The following is a 17,848-nucleotide window of genomic DNA, read 5'->3' on the forward strand; positions in this document are numbered from 1 at the left end:
GAGTCGTCTCGTGTCCACACCACTGTCCCCACCCTCGGACCGGATGAGCGGGCGTGCCTGGGGCATGCTGCTCGTGCTGTGCGGTGCGATCTTCCTGGAGGGGATCGACGTGGCGATGCTGAACGTGGCCCTGCCGTCGATCCGCTCCGACCTGGACCTGAGCACGGGCTCGCTGAGCTGGGTGATGAGCTCGTACGTGCTCGGCTACGGCGGTTTCATGCTGCTGGGCGGGCGGGCCGCCGACCTGCTCGGCCGGCGGCGGATGTTCCTGGCCTGGCTCGGCGTGTTCATCGTCTTCTCCGGCCTGGGCGGGTTCGCGACCGAGGGATGGATCCTCATCGTCGCCCGTTTCGTGACGGGAGTGGCCTCCGCGTTCATGGCGCCCGCCGGTCTGTCCATCATCACGACGAACTTCGCCGAGGGCCCGCAGCGCAACCGGGCACTGCTGGTCTACGCGGGTACGGCGGCGGCCGGCTTCTCGCTCGGCCTCGTCGTCGGCGGCCTGCTCGCCGAGATCAGCTGGCGGTGGGTGTTCTTCGCCCCGGTGATCATGGCCTCCGCGGTCCTCGTCGCCGCGCTTCTCCTCATCCCGGGCGGCGAGCGTCCGTACCGTCACACGCGGGGCTTCGACCTGGCCGGAGCGGTCACCGTGACCGCGGCGATGATGACGCTGGTGTTCGCGGTCGTCCGACTGGAGGACCCCGCCGGGGGATGGGCCTGGACGGCCGGAGCGCTCGCCGTCGGAGTCGCGCTGATCGTCGCCTTCGTGGCGATCGAGCGGCGGTCGGCGGCGCCGCTGGTGCGCCTCGGCATCCTCCGCTCGGGCCCCCTGGTGCGCGCCAACCTCGGCGCGCTGCTGTTCGGGGGCTCCTTCTTCGGGTTCCAGTTTCTCGTCGTGCTCTACCTGCAGGAACTGCGCGGCTGGTCGTCGTTGCAGGCGGCCCTCGCCCTGCTGGCGGTCAGCATCGACGCCATCCTCGCGCCGACTCTCACCCCGCTGCTGGTGAACCGCTTCGGCAACGTCCGGGTGATCTTCGGCGGGCTGTGCCTCGCCGCGGTGGCCTACGCGCTGTTCCTGCCGGTCGGTCTCGACTGGACGTACGCGGCGATGTTCCCGACCATGATCATTCTTGGTCTCGGCTTCGCCCTGGCGTACGGACCGCTCACCATCGCCGCGACCGACGGCGTGGCCGAGGAGGAGCAGGGACTCGCCGGCGGCCTGCTGTACACCTCCTTCCAGTTCGGCGCGGCGCTCGGCCTGTCGGCGGTGACCGCCGTGAACATCGCCGCCACCGGCTCCGGCGGCTCCCTCCTCACCCAGCTCGACGGCTTCCGCACCGCCCTGGTCATCCCGTTCGCGATGGCCTTCGCCGCGGCGGCCGTCGTCGCGTTCGGCCTGCGTGGGCGCGGCAGGGCCGGCATCGGAATTCGCCGGGAGACCCCGGTGACCGTCGAGTCGCGGTAGGTCCCGCGCGCGGGGTTCGCGGACGGCCCGGCCCGCGAGATCGTGCGCGTTATGGTGACGTTCATGAAATTCGGGGTGCTTGGGCCGTTGGCGGTGTGGACGGCGGACGGCCGGCCCGTCGCCGTCCCCGGGCTGAAGGTCCGCGCCCTCCTCGCCGACCTGCTCGTCCACGAGGGCCGCCCGGTGCCCGCCGACCGGCTGGTCGACGACCTGTGGGGCGAGGATCTGCCGGGCAATCCGGCGGGGGCCCTGTCGGCCAAGGTCTCGCAGCTGCGGCGGGTACTGGAGGACGCGGAGCCCGGCGCCAGGAAGCTGGTGGTGTCGCCACCTCCGGGATACGTGCTGCGCGTCGACGCCGACGCGGTCGACGCGTGGCGGTTCCTGTCCCTCACGGCGGAGGCGACGCGGACCGACGACCCCCGGGCCAGGGCGGCGCTGCTCGCCGACGCGCTCGCCCTGTGGCGCGGCCCCGCGCTGGCCGACTTCACCGACGAGCCCTTCACCCAGCCGGTGATCGCCCGTCTGCACGAGCAACGGCTCACCGCCCACGAGGACCACGCCGAGGCCCGCCTCGCCCTCGGCGAGCACACCGGGCTCGCGGCGGAGCTGGGCGACCTGCTGACCCGGCACCCCCTCAGGGATAGGCTGCGCGCCGCCCACATGCGCGCCCTCTACCGTTCGGGACGGCAGACCGAGGCGCTCCACAGCTACGAGGAGCTCCGCGCCCACCTCGCCGACGAACTCGGTCTCGATCCGAGCGCCGAGCTGATCGCCCTGCACCGGGCGATCCTCGCCCGGGATCCGGCACTCGACCCACCCGCACCACCGGACTCTCCCCCGGCCGGGCCCGCCACGAACCTGCCCGCGCCCCTCACCGACCTGATCGGCAGGGGCGAGGCGACCGCCGAGATCGGCGCCCTGCTGCGCACCGGCCGCCTGGTCACCCTCACCGGTCCCGGCGGGGTGGGCAAGACCCGTCTCGCCGTCGAAACCGCCCGTGGGCTGACGGACGCCTTCCCCGACGGCGTGTGGCTGGTCGAGCTGGCCGCGCTCGACCGGCCCGGCGCCCTGGAGACGGCGGGCTCGCTGATCGACGCGGTCACCACGGCGCTGGACATCCATGACAGCGCCGGTTCAGGAGATCCCCTGGACCGGCTCGTCGGCGCGCTCCGCCCCCGGCGGCTGCTGCTGGTGCTCGACAACTGCGAGCATCTCGTCGAGCCCGTCGCCGAGCTGACGGAACTCCTGCTGCGAGCCGTTCCCGGCCTGCGCGTCCTCGCCACCAGCCAGGAACCCCTCGCCCTCACCGGCGAGGTGGTCTGGAACGTACCGCCCCTGGAGACGCCGGACGCCACCGCCGACCTCGACGCGCTGGAGCGAACCGGTTCGGTACGGCTGTTCGTCGCCCGCGCCCGCGCGACGGCCCCCGGATTCACCCTCGACGCGGACACCGCACCGGCGGTCGCCACGCTCTGCCGCCGCCTGGACGGCATCCCGCTCGCTCTGGAACTGGCCGCCACCAGGGTCCGCGCGCTGGGCGTGCACGGTCTCGTCGCCCGCCTCGACGACCGCTTCCGTCTCCTGTCCACCGGGTATCGCGGTGCCCCGCCCCGCCAGCGGACGCTGCACACGATGATCAGCTGGAGCTGGGACCTCCTCACCGACCCGGAGCGCCTCACCCTGCGTCGTCTGGCCGTGCACACCGGCGGCTGTACGCTGCCCGCCGCCGAGGCCGTCTGCGGCGCCGACGACCTTCCGGCCTCCGACGTGCTCGATCTCCTGGTACGCCTGGTCGACCGCTCCCTGGTCACCGTCACCCACACCGCCGACGGCCCCCGCTACCGTCTCCTGGAGTCGGTGGCCGCCTACTGCGTCGAACGCGTCCACGAGGCGGGCGAGTTCGAGTCCCTGCGGCGGCGCCACCGGCGCCACTACGTCGATCTCGCCGAGGAGGCCGGACGGCACCTGTACGGGCACGACCAGAGGCTGTGGCTGCGCCGCCTCGACGCGGAGACCGCCAACCTGCGCACCGCACTCGACGGCGCGGTGACCGGCCGGGACCGGGAGGCCGGGCTGCGACTGGTGAACGCGATGACCTGGTACTGGTTCCTGCGCGGCAGGCTGGCGGAAGCCCGGCGCTCCCTCGCCTCGGCGCTGGCCATCGCCACCGAGACGCCGGACTCCGTCACCGAGGAGCCGGGCTCCACGGCTGAAACGCCGGAGTCCACGGCCGAGACGCCGGATTTCGCCGTCGAGGCCCCGGACGTCACCGCCGAGACGCCAGGCGTCACCACTCACACGTCGGGCGTCACCGCTGACACGCCAGACGCCGCGCGGATCCCCGCGCTCCGTGCCAGAGCCCTCGCCTGGCAGGCGGGCATCGCGTTCATGCACGGCGAGGTGGCCGATCAGGCGACCATGCGTCTGTACGAGGACATCGACGACCCGGGTGAGCGCGCCAGAGCCCAGTGGTTCCTCGCCTTCACCGGAATGGGCACCGGCGACCTGTCGGCCGGCGAGAAACTGCTGGACGAGGCGCTGACCGCCTTCGGCGTCCTCGGCGACCGGTGGGGCACGGCCGCGGCTCTCGTCACCCGGGCCAAACACGCGCACATCCGGAGCGACGTGGCCACGCTCGAACGCGACAGCGAGCGGGGAGCGGAACTCTTCGGCGAGCTCGGCGACCGCTGGGGCCGGCTGCAGGCAACGGAGTGGCTCGGCGGGCTGGCGGAGATGACCGGCGACTACGCGCGGGCCGACCGGCTGCACCGGGACGGGCTGCACATGGCCGAGGAGCTCGGGCTCTGGCCCGAGGTCGCCGTACGGCTCGCCTGGGTCGGCTGGATCGCCCTCCAGCGCGGCGACCACACCCGGGCGCGGGAGTCCGGCGAGCGGGCGGCACGGCTCGCCGCCGAGCAGAGCCACCAGGGCGGGCAGATCTTCGCGGAGACGGTGCTCGCCTACGCCTCCAGGAGGGAGGGGAGGCTGGACGCCGCGGAGACACACCTGCGCACCATCCTGAGGTGGACTCCGAGGCAGGAGGGGGTGACGGACAATCTCGTACACCTACCGATGATCCTGGTCGAACTCGGTTTCGTCTTCGAGGAGCGCGGCGACGCCGCGACGGCGCGGACCATGCACCTGGAGAGCCTCGCGATCGCCCGCGAACTCGACGCCGTCCGTGACGTGATGCGTGCCCTGGAGGGCCTGGCCGGGGCGCTCTCCCTCGCCGGGGACCACGACCGTGCCGCCCGGCTGCTGGGAGCGGCGGCCTCGGCCCGCCTGTCGACGGCGATGCCACCGGCACCCGCCGAGCGCGGCGACATCGACAGGATCACGGCGAGAACGCGCGCCGCACTGGGCGAGGACGGCTTCGCGTCCCGGTTCGAACGCGGCGGCGGCCTGACACTCGACGAGGCCGGATCGCTCGCCGTCCGGCCATGAAGGCGGCGGTACGGACCCGGCGAGCGGCGGGACCGAGGCCCCGGCCGATCAGGTTCGTTCCGGAACTCATGAACGGCTCGTTACCGGGCAAAGGGCTGTGATGCCGTGTCCGGCGTCGCCGGTCGTTGACAACCGACCGGACGTTGGCGACGGTGAACTGCCGTGATCGGGCCGTGAGGGGAGGGACGAGGGCTTGGGCGACGTCGAGCGAGAAGATCCGGCACCCACCCCCGGGCAGGTCAGGGCCCTCCTGCAGAGGGCGGGGCGCCTGGGGTCCCACGCGCGCACCCTGCTCGCCGACGACGCCGAGGCGCGCGCCGACGTCCAGCGGGCGCTCTCCCTGGTGCGTACGCGCCTGGCACGTGAGGAACTCGGGTCCATTCCCCTGGCACGTCTGAAGGACGTCACCGTGGGACGGCTCCGGGTCAGCGCCCTGGAACAGGCCGGTCACCAGACGGTCCTCGACATCCTGGACACCACGCCGTACGCGCTCCAACTGCTCCCCGGGGTCGGGGCGTGGAACGCGAGACAGGCGCACGCCGCCGCCGGGCAGATCGCCAGGGCGGTGGAGGAGACGGTGGCGCTGCGGATCGACGTCGACCGGCAGGACGACGAGACCACGGCCCTGCTGATCGCACTGAACCGGCTGGTGAACGCGGGCCCCGACCTGCCGCGCGCGGGCGCCGCCGCGCGCAGGATCGCGGAGCGGCTCGCCTCGCTCCTGCCCGCCGCGCAACCCGCTCGCGGGTGGTTGCGGATGCTGCTCGCGGGCCGGGAGGGCCGTCGCCGGGCGCGGGAGGCCGTCGCGCGGATCGAGGACGTGATCGCCGAGGCGAACGCGTCCGACACGGCGCTGCTCTTCGGCCAGGTCTCCGTGGACCTGCTGCGCCCGCCGGTCTCCGGCCTTGAGGCGTGGGTCGACTTCGAGTTCCGCGCGTCCGAGTACTACAACCTGCTCGCCGAGATCGCGGCGACGGAACCCGACAGGGTCGCCTCCGAGGGTTTCCTGCCCGACGACATCTCCTCGCGGGTGAAGGCCCAGAACCTCGACGACACCCACCGCAGGGTCTCCCTGCGCGGCTACCAGTCGTTCGGCGCCCGCTTCGCCCTCGCCCAGCGCCGGGTGATCCTGGGGGACGAGATGGGCCTGGGCAAGACCATCGAGGCCATCGCCGTCCTGGCGCACCTCCGGGCGCGCGGCGAGAGCCACTTCCTGGTGGCCTGCCCGGCCAGCGTCCTGATCAACTGGGTGCGCGAGGTCGAGACCCGCAGCACGCTGCGGGCCTACTCCCTGCGCGGCGGCGACCGGGCCGCGGCCCTGGCGGAATGGGTGCGCACCGGCGGCGTCGCCGTGACCACCGTCGACACCCTGCACCGGCTGGAGATTCCCGACGACGTCGCGCTCGGGATGCTCGTGGTCGACGAGGCCCACTACGTGAAGAACCCGGCCGCGAGGCGTTCCCAGGCCGTCGCCCGGTGGTGCGACCGTACCGAGCGGGTGCTCTTCATGACCGGGACGCCGATGGAGAACCGCGTCGAGGAGTTCCGCAATCTCGTCGGCTATCTCAGGCCCGATCTGATCCCCGCCCTCCGGAACGGCGACGCGACGGCGGGAGCCGCCGGGGCGGCGGGAGCGGCGGGGGCGCAGGCCTTCCGCAGGGCCGTGGCACCGGTCTACCTGCGCCGCAACCAGGAGGACGTGCTCACCGAGTTGCCCGACCTCGTCCACGTGGACGAGTGGGAGGAGTTCGGCGAGGCGGACCTCGCCGCCTACCGGAAGGCCGTCGCCGACGGGAACTTCATGGCGATGCGCCGGGCCGCCTACGCCGTACCGGAGACGTCGGCCAAGCTCCAGAGGCTGCTGGAACTCGTCGACGAGGCGGCGGGCAACGGTCTCAAGGTCGTGGTCTTCTCCTACTTCCGCGACGTCATGGCCGCCGTCCACCAGGCCCTCGGCGGCTCCGGCACCCCCCAGGCCCCCGGGGACCCCGGCGGCCGGGTGCACGGGCCGATCTCGGGCGATCTCGGCGCCGACCGCCGTCAGCAGGTCGTCGACGAGTTCACCGCGGCCCAGGGACACGCCGTACTGCTCAGCCAGATCCAGGCGGGCGGGGTCGGCCTCAACCTGCAGGCCGCCTCCGTGGTGATCATCTGCGAGCCGCAGGTCAAGCCGACCATGGAGAGCCAGGCCGTGGCCCGCGCCCACCGCATGGGACAGGTACGCAAGGTCCAGGTGCACCGCATCCTCACGGCCGACAGCGTCGACCAGCGCATGCTGGACATCCTGCGCGGCAAGGCCGGGCTCTTCGACACCTACGCCCGCCGCAGCGACCTGGCCGACTCCACCCCCGACGCGGTCGACATCTCGGAACAGGCACTCGCCCGCCAGATCGTCGAGGAGGAACAGCGACGCCTCGCGACGGCGCGGCCGTCGCAAGACTGAGAAGGGCGCTCGCCGCCCTTTGGCGGTCGACGCGAGGAGCGGGGAGCCGACCGCGACACGGTGCGGCAGGTTCGCGTTAAATCGCGCAAACCCCCCTGTTGCAAAGCGGTAACTTCTGTGAAACTTTCACAGGCGCGGGCAGGGCGGCGCGACCCGTTTTCGGACGAGCCTCCAGGCAGGGGCAGCCGCCCTGACAACGCCACGTCAGCGAGAGCCGTGACTCGTTGACGCCGGATCGGGTCGTCGGATGTACTTCGCGGCAAAGCACTCACCAAAGGAGTCCGTACAGAATTGCCACGTTAAATGTTAGCGCTAACAATTTCGTAGGGCAGCTCACCGGCTGAAAGTCGGTGGCCGACCGCGGCGATCGCGGCAGGTCACATCCCCCCTTCTCTCAAAGGAGCACCCCCCCAATGTCCTTGAGTCGCCGTCAGCTCTTCCAGGCCGCGGGCGCCACCGTCGCGATCTCGGCCGCGAGTCAGGTGGTGGGCACGTCCGCCGCCTGGGCCGCCCTCCCGTGGGCGCGCGCCGACATCGGCGTGTCCGCCTACGAGTTCGACCTCGGCCAGGTCCGCCTGACCTCCGGCCGCTGGCTGGACAACCAGAACCGCACCCTGGCCTACCTGCGCTTCGTCGACGTCGAGCGGTTGCTGTACGTCTTCCGCGCCAACCACCGCCTGTCCACCAACGGCGCGACCGCCAACGGCGGCTGGGACGCTCCCAACTTCCCGTTCCGCTCCCACATGCAGGGCCACTTCCTGACCGCGTGGACCCAGGCGTACATGGTGACCGGTGACACCACCTTCCGGAGCAAGGCCGAGCTCATGGTCGCCGAGCTGGCCAAGTGCCAGGCGAACAACGGCGCGGCCGGGTTCACCGCCGGCTACCTGTCGGGTTTCCCCGAGTCCGACATCACCGCCGTGGAGAACCGCACGCTCAACAACGGCAACGTGCCCTACTACTGCATCCACAAGACCCTCGCCGGGCTGCTGGACGTGTGGCGGCACATCGGCAACACCCAGGCCAGGACGGTGCTGCTCGCCCTGGCCGGCTGGGTGGACACGCGCACCTCCCGGCTCAGCTCCAGCCAGATGCAGTCGATGCTGGGCACCGAGTTCGGCGGCATGAACGCCGTGCTGACCGACATCTACCAGATGACCGGTGACTCACGCTGGCTGACCACGGCCCAGCGATTCGACCACGCCGCGGTGTTCAACCCGCTCGCCTCCAACCAGGACCAGCTCAACGGGCTGCACGCCAACACGCAGGTGCCCAAGTGGATCGGGGCGGCCCGCGAGTACAAGGCCACCGGCACGACCCGCTACCGGGACATCGCGACCAACGCCTGGGCCATCACGGTCGGCGCACACACGTACGTGAACGGCTCGAACAGCCAGGCCGAGCACTTCCGCGCGCCGAACGCCATCGCGGGCTACCTGGCCAGGGACACCGGGGAGGCGTGCAACACGTACAACATGCTGAAGCTGACCCGGGAGCTGTGGACGCTCGCGCCGACCAGGGCCGACTACTTCGACTACTTCGAGAACGCCCTGCTGAACCACCTCCTCGGCCAGCAGAACCCGGCCGACAGCCGCGGGCACGTCACCTACTTCACGCCGCTCAACCCCGGTGGCCGCCGAGGTGTGGGCCCGGCCTGGGGCGGCGGCACCTGGAGCACCGACTACAACAGCATGTGGTGCTGCCAGGGCACCGGCATCGAGATCCACACCAAGCTGATGGACTCGATCTACTTCCACAACGGCAACACACTCTTCGTGAACCTGTTCGCGCCCTCCACCCTGAACTGGTCACAGCGCGGCATCACGGTCACCCAGACCACCTCCTTCCCGGTGAGCGACACCACGTCGTTGCAGGTCACCGGGAACGTGAGCGGGACGTGGTCGATGCGGATCCGCATCCCGGCCTGGACCCAGGGCGCGACGATCAGCGTCAACGGGGTGCAACAGAACATCGTCACCACCCCCGGCTCCTACGCCGACCTGAACCGGTCGTGGACCTCGGGCGACACGGTGACCGTGCAGCTGCCGATGCGGGTCGTCCTGAAGCCCGCCAACGACAACCCGAACCTCCAGGCCGTCACCTACGGCCCGGTCGTGTTGTCGGGCAACTACGGCAACACCTCCCTGTCGTCGGCGCCGACGCTCACCCCTTCGTCGATCACCCGGACGAGCACCTCGTCGCTCGCCTTCACCGCCACGGCCAACGGGGCATCGGTGAACCTGGGCCCGTTCTACGACGCCCACAACCACAACTACGTCGTCTACTGGAACGCCACCGGCTCCTCCAGCGGCGGCGGTACGGCGAGCTTCCGGCTGATCAACGTGGCCAGCGGGCTGGCGCTGGGCATCCAGAACATGTCGACCGCCGACGGCGGTCTCGCCCTGCAGTGGACCGACAACGGCACCGCCGACCACGACTGGGTGCCGGTGGTGGACGGGGGGAACCTGCGCTTCCGAAACGTCAACAGCGGCAAGGTGCTCGGCGTCGAGAACATGTCGACCGCCGACAACGCCCGGGTGCTCCAGTGGGGCGACACCGGCACCGCCGACCACCGCTGGGCGATCGTCGACGTCGGCGACGGCTCGGTCAAGATCCGTAACGCCAACAGCTCCAAGCTGCTGGGTATCCAGAACAACTCCACCGCCAACGGCGCCCAGGCGGTACAGGACTCCGACAACGGCACCGCCGACAACCAGTGGCGCTTCGTGCCCAACGGCGCGCGCCGCATCCAGAACGTGGGCACCGGCATGGTGCTCGGCGTCACCAACATGTCGACCGCCGACGGCGCGCTGGTCGTGCAGTGGGGCGACACCGGCACCGCCGACCACCTGTGGACGGCGGTCGTGGACACCGGCGGCTACCTGCGCCTGCGCAACTCCAACAGCAACAAGGTGCTGGGCGTGGAGAACGCCGCCACCGCCGCCGGGTCCCGCGTCCTGCAGTGGGCCGACAACGGCGCAAGCGACCACCGCTGGCGGTTGCGCTACGGCTCCAACGCCGCCTTCCGCATCCAGTGCGCCAACGGCGGCCGGGTCCTCGGCCTCTCCGGCACGGCCCAGGGCGCGCAGGTCGTCATCGCCGACGACAACGGCTCGAACAACAACCTCTGGAGGTTCCTGTAAAGCACGTGTTCGACCGGCAAGCGGGAGGTAAGTGAATTCCCGCCGGGCGAAGCCTCGGTGATCGGAACCGAGGCTTCGCCCGATCGCCGTACCGAGGACCGCGCGAGGATTCCAATCACCGATGGTCGGGCGAGGACTCCGACCACCGGGGGTCGCGCGAGGTTTTCGGTCACCGGTGCTCGCGCAGGGATTCCAGGAGGCGCGTCAACTCCTCGGTGACGGCGGGGAGGTCGTCGGGGTCGGTCGAGCGGGCCAGCCACAGGGCCGCCTCGTTCATCGCGCCGGACAGGAGGTGGGCGAGCGGCTCCACGGGCCTGCGGGCGATGACCCCCGCCTCGATCAGTGTGACGAGCGCCTCGGTGAGGTGCCGCGCCGAGGACGCCTCGTCCATCGCCCGCCACTCGTTCCAGCCGAGCACGGCGGGACCGTCGACGAGCATGATCCGTTGCACGTCCGGGTCGCGGCTCACCGCGAGGAAGGCCCGGCACCCCGCGACCAGTTGCTCCCAGGGGTCGTCGTACGCGTCGGCCGCCGCGGCGACCCGCTCGCCCACCTCCTGCTGCACCTGCTCGACGACCGCATGGAAGAGGTCGGCCTTGCTCTCGAAGTGGTGGTAGAGCGCGCCCTTCGTCACGGCCGCCGCCCCGACGATCTGCGCCAGGCTCACCGCGGCGTACCCGTGCCGCGCGAACAGCGCCCTCGCCTCGGTCACCAGCGCCCGCCTGGTCTCCAGCCGTTGCCGTGCCCGGTTCACCGTGGCCTCCCTTGTTGACGTACCAATGGTATGTTAGCTTCACATACCGTTGGTATGCGAAATGGACCGAAGGGAACGGCATGACCCTCACGAGCTTCTACCCGGTCGTCTGCACCGACCGGATCGCCGAGTCCCACGACTTCTACCGGCGGTTTCTCGGCTTCGAGACGACCTTCGAGGCCGACTGGTACGTGAGCATGCGGCGGCCGGAACCGCCGCACTACGAGCTCGCGCTCGTCGACCGCGCCCATCCGACGGTGCCGGAGAAATACCGTTCCGCGGTGCGAGGGCTGATCCTCAACTTCGAGGTGACCGACGTCGACGCCGAGCACGACAGGCTCGTACGACAGGCGGGGCTCCCGGTGGAACTGACGCTGCGCACCGAGGAGTTCGGCCAGCGGCACTTCATCGTGGCCGCGCCCGACGGCGTGCTCATCGACGTGATCACCCCGACCGAGCCGTCCGCCGCCTACGCGGAGCAGTACGCCCTTCCCTGATCTAGGACGTGCCCGGTGCGGACTCCCCCGTCGGCTCCCTCGCGGGTTCCCTCGGGGAAGACCTGGCCAACCGCCTGCCGAGACGTTGAGCGGGGGCCTCGATCAGGCGGTGGGTCAGGTAGCAGAGCGGCACCAGGGCGAGGAAGAACAGCGGAAGATTCGGGCTCACCCCCAGCAGGAGCGGGTGCAGCAGATAGAGGGAGAAGCTGATCACTCCGAGGTGGGCGAGCCAGCGGGGGAACGACCTGCGCCGCAGCGCGAACGCGGCCGCGAAGAAGCCCGCCGCCAGCAGGAGCGCCGGCGCCCAGCCGGGGTCGTCCTTCGCGAGGACCCCGCAGGCCAGCACCGTCAGCACGGTCACGATGGCGGTACGCCACCGGATCGCCCCCTGTTCCGCGCGATGAACGGCCGTACCGGCGAACATCATGGCCAGCACGATCAGGCCCTGCCACGCGCCGATCCGGCTGCCCAGCACCACCAGCACCACCCCGAGGAGACCACCGGCCACCGCGGCGGCCGTACGCACACCGCCCGCCGCCCGCGCCGACACCACGATGACCGCGACCGTCGCGACCCCGAGAACCGCCGCGACCAGGTCGGCGCGGCCACCGATCACCGGGCCAGGCAGCAGCAGCCCCAGGAGGACCGCCGAGATCGCCAAGGCGATCGCGGTCGCGGCCGACCGGTGCGCCCGCCCCGCGCTGAACAGCCCGGCCGCCATCAGGTAGAACGCCATCTCGTACGAGAGCGTCCACATCACGCCGATGACGGCGGGCACGCCGAGCAACTCCTGCAGCATCGTCACGTTCCCGAGGACAACGAGGGGAAGGGGACGCGTGCTCAGGCCGGGGTGCAGGGCGAACGTCCCGGCGTAGGCGAGCAGGAGGGCCAGGCCGAGCGCGACGAGCAGCAGGGGCAGCAGGCGGAAGGCCCGGCCGATCCAGAAGACCCGCAGGTCACCGCGCCGTTCCAGGGAGGCGGGGATGATATAGCCGCTGACCAGGAAGAACACGAAGACGCCCCAGGTGCCGACGTCGATCCTGCGATCCACCTCGGCCCAGAGGTCCGGGATGAAGGTCCAGCCGGAGTGGTGCAGCGCGACGGCGAGCGCGGCAGGCCCCCGCAGGGCGTCCAACCAGGCCAGCCGTGAGGGGATCGAGGCCATTCACCCGACTGTAGGCGATAGGCGTACTTTCCCGGACATCACCAGATCCGGGATCCGCGGAGATCAGCGCGAAGGCGGTGCAACCCTCAACAAGTGGGCGTAAGCAGTACGGTCACCGCTACATCCCACAAAACAGGCCAAAATTATCAAATCGGCCAGTTGATCCGTACCGGAGAAACAACTCCACGATCACCTTGCGAAGGGGCACCGATAGCCACCCTCGGACGATTTCACCAGAATCCGCATTCTTGATCTGGTAACGAGGAATCGCACGACATTATGATTCCTACGAAGCCTCACGGCGGCACCACATATCAGGACCGCGCCGCGTCGAGCGGCCTTCGGTTGGACGGAGAGATCCATTGACCCGGCAGACGAAGTTGGTCATGGCGATTGTGCTGATCATTCTTTGTGTCGGCGTCGGCATTTGGAGCTGGTATCTGTTCCAGTTGCCCCTCGAAGAAGCGGACAGCAGGTCCAGCGTCCTCTCGGGCTTCGCCAGCGTCGTCTTCGGAATGTTCGGCCTGATTTTCGGGTTCCTCGCGATACGCAGGCCACCGGAACCGCCCGCCACCCCACGTCCGCGCGGGCGTGCCACGAAATCCACCTCTGAATCACCGCCCGGCTCACGGTCGGTCCAGATCGGCGGAGACGTTCACGGCCCGGTCGTCACCGGTGATGACAACATCATCGGGAAATAAGCGGATCACCGATGCCGGACCCCCGCCCGCCCGATCGCCCGTCGGTCGCCGTCAAAGGAAACGTCCTCGGCTCGATCATCACCGGCGACAGAAACACCCTCATATTCGGCAGTTTCTCCAAGCGTCAGCAGAGGGCGATCTGGTCCGTCCTGCTCGCCATTCTCATCATCGGTTCCGCCACCATCATGATCATCATCGGCGACCGGGACGAGAAGGAGCGCCCGCCGCCGGTGCGCACCGGCGCGTACACGGTCCTCCTGCGCGGCAGCGCGTTCGGCGGCGCGACATTCGATCAGCAGGGCGAGCTGCGCATCCGCGACTCAAGCAGCCACCCGCCCTATGAATGGTGCCTCAAGGTGGGTAATCCATGGGGGGCGCCCGCGTACGGCGCCCTCTGGTTCGGGACCGTCGGCACCTGTTTCGACGGTGGGCTCGACAAAACGGTCGCACGTATCCAAGAAAAGGACGGAGAAACCCGCATCTCACCCGATGCCTCGCCCTCGGCGCCCGGACAGAGTGGGAACTCCTTCACCGCCACATCCGGACTCGCCTCAGGGGTTTACATACCCGACCGCGGCGAGGTGCGCTTCCGCGCTTCGGGCTCCAAGCTCGAAGGCACGATCAGTCTTCAGGGACTGCAGGGAACCGGCGAAAGCTCGATAGGCACCTTCACCGCCACCTTGAACGCCTCGCTCGTCTCCGACGACCCGGAAGCGGTGATCTCCTCCCCGGTCCAGCCGGTACCGTACGGCGGCCCCACGGACTCGACCTCAGGAAAGGGGGTTGCGAAAGCCAAACGCTACGCCATAAAGACCGTTGTCTCCTTCAGACAACTGGAGGGCGATCCACGGTCGATCAAGGACGCCCAGGCACGCTTCGCCGGTGCCGTCCTCGTGATGGACACCGGTGAGGGCGGCAGCTTCGTCTACGATCCCCCGGGATCCCGGACCGATGTCTTTCCGGTCACTGGAAAGGTGATAAGCGCCGAGTCCGTCTACATTCTGGCCGGCCAACGATCGTCGAAGGACGCGACCACCAAGGCCGTGGTCGGCGGAATGCTGGATCTCAGCGGGAACGAACCCAGCGTCAGACTGACCCTCACCACCACCACGACCGAGACCACCTCGTACGAGGCGGAAGCCGTGTTGCGGGAGCTGGACGACTGATCGCGCTCACGGACACCGCCACGGCCGGGCGGCGTGCTCAGCGGACCGGGTCGGAGGGGTTGATCCTGGGGACGAAGAGAGGGTCGACCGGCGTGAAGGGGAAGCGCGGGAGATCACGCTCGGACATGCCGAAGCTCGCGGCGAGGACCTCGCGGGAGAACGCCGAGGCGGTGGCCCGGTAGCCGATGTCGGCGGGCATGGGCTGGTCGAAGAAGATGAGGAAGTGAATGTCGTCCTCGCCGATGACCTCGATGTGGTGCGGAAAGGCGCGCGGCACGAAGTAGACGTCACCGGGGCTGAGCAGATACTCGTCGAGGGTGCCGTCGGGATCCAGCACCCGCATGCGCGCGTGCCCCTTCTCGACGTATCCCATCTCACCGGTGACGGGATGCCAGTGCGGTTCGCGCATCCCGCTCTCCTTGATGCGCAGGGAGTACATGGAGATGTCGTTCAGGGCAGCCCAGTACTGTCTGCGGGCGAGGTGGGCGCTGCCGTAGGCGTAGGACAGCGGCGGGTGCTGGCCTTCGACGTCGAACAGACGGGCGTTGGGCAGCCCGGCCGTGGACGGGACATCGGCGGCACCGGTACGGCGGACGATCTGCTGGGCCGCCGACCGGTCGAGTGCGGCGAACGCCGAGGCCGGCAGGCCGTAGGTGTTACCGAGCACCGCGTCGGTCATGGCGTTGAAACTGTCGTGCAGCGAGAAGTGCTGAGGACGTTCGTCGCGCAGCGCGAGAACGAACTCGGCGCGCTCGTCGCCGATGTTCTCGATGTGATAAACCGCGCCCGACTCGACGTGATACATCTGCCCAGCGGTGATGACGAACGAGGAGAAGTCGTCGGCGTTTCCGAGGATCGACACCAGGGCCGTTCCGGAAAGGCAGTAGCCGAGTTGGTTGGCGTTGACGTTCCACTGCGGCTCGCGGATCGCACCGGGTTCGAGGACGACGTGCTTGATCGAGAGCCCGCTGAGAATGGGCAGCGCTCCGGCGTCGACCAGGGTGACCGATCCGAGCTCGCTCTCGAACGCGGGTCGCGCGGTCGCCAGGGATGTGACGTGCGGTGAGGTGCCGGTCATGACGTCGTCCCCTTCGTTGTCGCGCCCCGCGCGATCGCGGCCGAAGAACGTGCACCGCCTTCGGGCCCCGGCCCGGGTTGCGTGATCGCGTCCGCGCCGGTGATGCACGCCTGTTTCCGCAGGTTAAGCAGCAAGTGCCCGGCTGTGACGTATCCTGCCGCGGCGTGTCGAAAAGATCACTAAAACATGACCTTCCACCGATACGCCGAGAACCACGCGACCACCGACGATCTCCTGCTTTCCACGGGCAGACGGCGGACAGGCGGGCGACGGGCGGAAAGACAGAGGGGCAAACGGCGGGCAGGCAGACGGATAGGCAGGCGGGCGGGCAACTCGGCAGGCAGACCCACGCGGGCAGATCAACAGGCGGGCAGAATCAAAAGATGACCTTCACGACACCGCCGAGAAGCGCCGCCTGGCGGCATCTCGACGCACGCGACGGCTTCGAGGTCGCCTACTTCCAGCCCTCGGACGACGGCCTGCGCGTCGAGGGCTGCACGACGGCGGTCGAGGACGGCCAGACCTGGATCGTCGGTTATACCATCGACCTCGACGCCGCCTGGACCACGCGAAGCGCACGGATCACGAGCCGGTCAGCCTCGGGAGCCCGGCAGACCGTCCTGGAGGCCGACGGCGCCGGCCACTGGCGCGTCGACGGCGAACCCGCCTCCCACCTGGACGGCTGTCTGGACGTCGACCTGGAGTCCTCGGCGATGACCAACACCTTCCCCGCGCACCGGCTGGGCCTGCGTGTCGGCGCTCGGTCGGCCGCCCCCGCCGCCTACGTACGCGCCACCGATCTCACCGTCGAACGGCTTGAACAGGACTACGTCCGCGTCACCGACGAGCGCTCCCGACAGCGCTACGACTACGGTGCCCCGGTCCTCGGCTTCACCTGCCGCCTCGTCTACGACGAGTCCGGCCTCGTGCTCGACTACCCCAAGATCGCCGTACGCGCGGCGTGACCGCCAAACCGCCAAACCGCCAAACCTGGCGAACCGAACTCCACCGAAGTGGCGCAGCGGCCGGGGGCGAGCAGTGATGGAATGGTCAGTGGCGCTAGCGAGGTGTCGGGGCGCGGCTTATCGCCACTGGCCGTTCCGATCCGGCTGGTTGCCGGGGCGGCCTGCGAATCCTTGGTCTCTGGGAGGGTCTTCTGGACGACGCCGATGGAGACCTTGACACCAGCGGACGCTGAGCGGGTTCGACCAGGTCGAAGATAGGGTCACGGGAGCTGCGGACGGGGTGCCGGAGGCGGCGGACCGGTGCGTCGAGCTGGCCAGGCTTGAGGGTGCGGACGTTGCGGATGCGTTCGAGGTCGAAATAGTCGGGGTTGATGGATTGGCGGCCGATGGTGCCGAGTCCGAGTTCGGTGAGGTCCTTGATGCCGATAGCGCAGGTGTCTTGGCTGAGTCCGTAGTGGGCCTTGAACACCGAAGGGCTGATCCAGGCTGGTTGGGGGCGCTGCCGGTGAGGGCGTTCTGGTCGAGCAGGATCAGGTACATGGCAAGGCTCGGGCCGGTCATAAGTTGGATGTAGCCGGTGGTCCAGAGAGTCGCCGGGATCTGGGCGTAGTAGTGGGGCTTGGCCTTCGCGGGGTCAGATGAAAACGCCGGCGGTGTCTACGTCGGCGTGCATGATCGGGTAGCCATAGGCGGTGCCGCCATCGGGATACACGTCTATCGAGTTTGGCGAGACACTCGACAAGTACAAGATCCGCAGATCGGTGGGCCGAACGGGGATTTGTTTCGACAACGCAATGGCCGAATCTTTCTTCGGGAAGCTGAAAACCGAGATGGTTCACCATCAAGCGTTCGCTACACGCGCTGAGGTGATCTCACCAAGATCAATAAGGGCGGTTGTGATTTGATGCCTTCAAAGCAGCGCCCGCTGACACGAACCGGGATGGATCGCGATGCCCCTGAAATAGGCGTGGAGCTTTCGGTAGAAGAGGTCTCACCACAAGTCTTCTTCAGTCCAGAAAGCCCCACG

Annotated in this window: 13 protein-coding genes; 10 read left to right on the forward strand and 3 right to left on the reverse strand. The window is 69.4% G+C overall.

Annotated features, from left to right (window positions below):
- The first annotated feature begins 10 nt into the window (after window positions 1-10).
- The 4 genes from AB0B96_RS29865 (at window position 11) to AB0B96_RS29880 (ending at window position 10,495) form a co-directional block, all read left to right on the forward strand.
- The gene (locus AB0B96_RS29865; protein WP_362903937.1) at window positions 11-1,465 is read left to right on the forward strand and encodes an MFS transporter; all 1,455 of its coding nucleotides are present in this window, start codon (window positions 11-13) and stop codon (window positions 1,463-1,465) included.
- 63 nt (window positions 1,466-1,528) lie between these two features.
- Entirely contained in the window at window positions 1,529-4,909 is a 3,381-nt protein-coding gene (locus AB0B96_RS29870) for a BTAD domain-containing putative transcriptional regulator (protein WP_362903939.1), read from the forward strand.
- Between the two features lie 193 nt (window positions 4,910-5,102).
- On the forward strand, window positions 5,103-7,352 hold the full coding sequence (locus AB0B96_RS29875) for a DEAD/DEAH box helicase (RefSeq protein WP_362903941.1): 2,250 nt from the start codon (window positions 5,103-5,105) through the stop codon (window positions 7,350-7,352).
- A 413-nt stretch (window positions 7,353-7,765) separates the two neighbouring features.
- A complete protein-coding gene (locus AB0B96_RS29880; protein ID WP_362903943.1) occupies window positions 7,766-10,495 on the forward strand; it encodes a beta-L-arabinofuranosidase domain-containing protein in 2,730 nt (909 codons plus the stop codon).
- A gap of 169 nt (window positions 10,496-10,664) precedes the next feature.
- Here AB0B96_RS29880 and AB0B96_RS29885 read toward each other — a convergent pair whose 3' ends face one another.
- A complete protein-coding gene (locus AB0B96_RS29885; RefSeq protein ID WP_362903945.1) occupies window positions 10,665-11,249 on the reverse strand; it encodes a TetR/AcrR family transcriptional regulator in 585 nt (194 codons plus the stop codon).
- 80 nt (window positions 11,250-11,329) lie between these two features.
- On the opposite strand from AB0B96_RS29885, the gene AB0B96_RS29890 reads away from it, so the two are divergent.
- Window positions 11,330-11,746 carry a VOC family protein gene (locus AB0B96_RS29890; protein WP_362903947.1) on the forward strand — a complete coding sequence of 139 codons (417 nt, stop codon included), beginning with the start codon at window positions 11,330-11,332 and terminating at the stop codon, window positions 11,744-11,746.
- A gap of 1 nt (window position 11,747) precedes the next feature.
- Here the strand turns inward: AB0B96_RS29890 and AB0B96_RS29895 are convergent, their stop codons facing one another.
- Window positions 11,748-12,911, reverse strand: a complete 1,164-nt coding sequence (locus AB0B96_RS29895; protein ID WP_362903949.1) for an acyltransferase — start codon at window positions 12,909-12,911, stop codon at window positions 11,748-11,750.
- 386 nt (window positions 12,912-13,297) lie between these two features.
- On the opposite strand from AB0B96_RS29895, the gene AB0B96_RS29900 reads away from it, so the two are divergent.
- Together AB0B96_RS29900 and AB0B96_RS29905 are read left to right on the forward strand one after the other, a co-directional pair.
- Complete coding sequence (locus AB0B96_RS29900; protein ID WP_362903951.1) at window positions 13,298-13,612, forward strand: hypothetical protein; 315 nt, start codon at window positions 13,298-13,300, stop codon at window positions 13,610-13,612.
- An 11-nt stretch (window positions 13,613-13,623) separates the two neighbouring features.
- On the forward strand, window positions 13,624-14,778 hold the full coding sequence (locus AB0B96_RS29905) for a hypothetical protein (RefSeq protein WP_362903953.1): 1,155 nt from the start codon (window positions 13,624-13,626) through the stop codon (window positions 14,776-14,778).
- A gap of 37 nt (window positions 14,779-14,815) precedes the next feature.
- On the opposite strand, the gene AB0B96_RS29910 is transcribed toward AB0B96_RS29905, so the two are convergent.
- Entirely contained in the window at window positions 14,816-15,856 is a 1,041-nt protein-coding gene (locus AB0B96_RS29910; protein ID WP_362903955.1) for a cupin domain-containing protein, read from the reverse strand.
- Between the two features lie 383 nt (window positions 15,857-16,239).
- Between AB0B96_RS29910 and AB0B96_RS29915 the strand changes: the two genes are divergently transcribed.
- The 3 genes from AB0B96_RS29915 to AB0B96_RS29925 all read left to right on the forward strand — a co-directional run bounded on the left by AB0B96_RS29915 (window position 16,240) and on the right by AB0B96_RS29925 (window position 17,726).
- Window positions 16,240-16,821, forward strand: a complete 582-nt coding sequence (locus AB0B96_RS29915; protein ID WP_362903957.1) for a putative glycolipid-binding domain-containing protein — start codon at window positions 16,240-16,242, stop codon at window positions 16,819-16,821.
- Between the two features lie 280 nt (window positions 16,822-17,101).
- Window positions 17,102-17,395, forward strand: coding sequence for a hypothetical protein (locus AB0B96_RS29920; RefSeq protein WP_362903959.1), 294 nt, complete (start codon window positions 17,102-17,104; stop codon window positions 17,393-17,395).
- Between the two features lie 220 nt (window positions 17,396-17,615).
- Window positions 17,616-17,726: an IS3 family transposase gene (locus AB0B96_RS29925; RefSeq protein WP_362903963.1), complete on the forward strand. Its 111-nt coding sequence runs from the start codon at window positions 17,616-17,618 to the stop codon at window positions 17,724-17,726.
- Window positions 17,727-17,848 lie beyond the last annotated feature (122 nt).

This window comes from Streptosporangium sp. NPDC049046 (genome assembly GCF_040649155.1).
Taxonomy (GTDB): Bacteria; Actinomycetota; Actinomycetes; order Streptosporangiales; family Streptosporangiaceae; genus Streptosporangium.

What these genes read in the sequence shown, in the direction of transcription:
- AB0B96_RS29870 (WP_362903939.1), top strand. Translation starts at nt 1,529, where the DNA reads ATGAAATTCGGGGTGCTTGGGCCGTTGGCGGTGTGGACGGCGGACGGC.
- AB0B96_RS29880 (WP_362903943.1), top strand. Translation starts at nt 7,766, where the DNA reads ATGTCCTTGAGTCGCCGTCAGCTCTTCCAGGCCGCGGGCGCCACCGTC.
- AB0B96_RS29890 (WP_362903947.1), top strand. Translation starts at nt 11,330, where the DNA reads ATGACCCTCACGAGCTTCTACCCGGTCGTCTGCACCGACCGGATCGCC.
- AB0B96_RS29895 (WP_362903949.1), bottom strand. Translation starts at nt 12,911, where the DNA reads ATGGCCTCGATCCCCTCACGGCTGGCCTGGTTGGACGCCCTGCGGGGG.
- AB0B96_RS29900 (WP_362903951.1), top strand. Translation starts at nt 13,298, where the DNA reads ATGGCGATTGTGCTGATCATTCTTTGTGTCGGCGTCGGCATTTGGAGC.
- AB0B96_RS29905 (WP_362903953.1), top strand. Translation starts at nt 13,624, where the DNA reads ATGCCGGACCCCCGCCCGCCCGATCGCCCGTCGGTCGCCGTCAAAGGA.
- AB0B96_RS29910 (WP_362903955.1), bottom strand. Translation starts at nt 15,856, where the DNA reads ATGACCGGCACCTCACCGCACGTCACATCCCTGGCGACCGCGCGACCC.
- AB0B96_RS29915 (WP_362903957.1), top strand. Translation starts at nt 16,240, where the DNA reads ATGACCTTCACGACACCGCCGAGAAGCGCCGCCTGGCGGCATCTCGAC.
- AB0B96_RS29925 (WP_362903963.1), top strand. Translation starts at nt 17,616, where the DNA reads ATGGCCGAATCTTTCTTCGGGAAGCTGAAAACCGAGATGGTTCACCAT.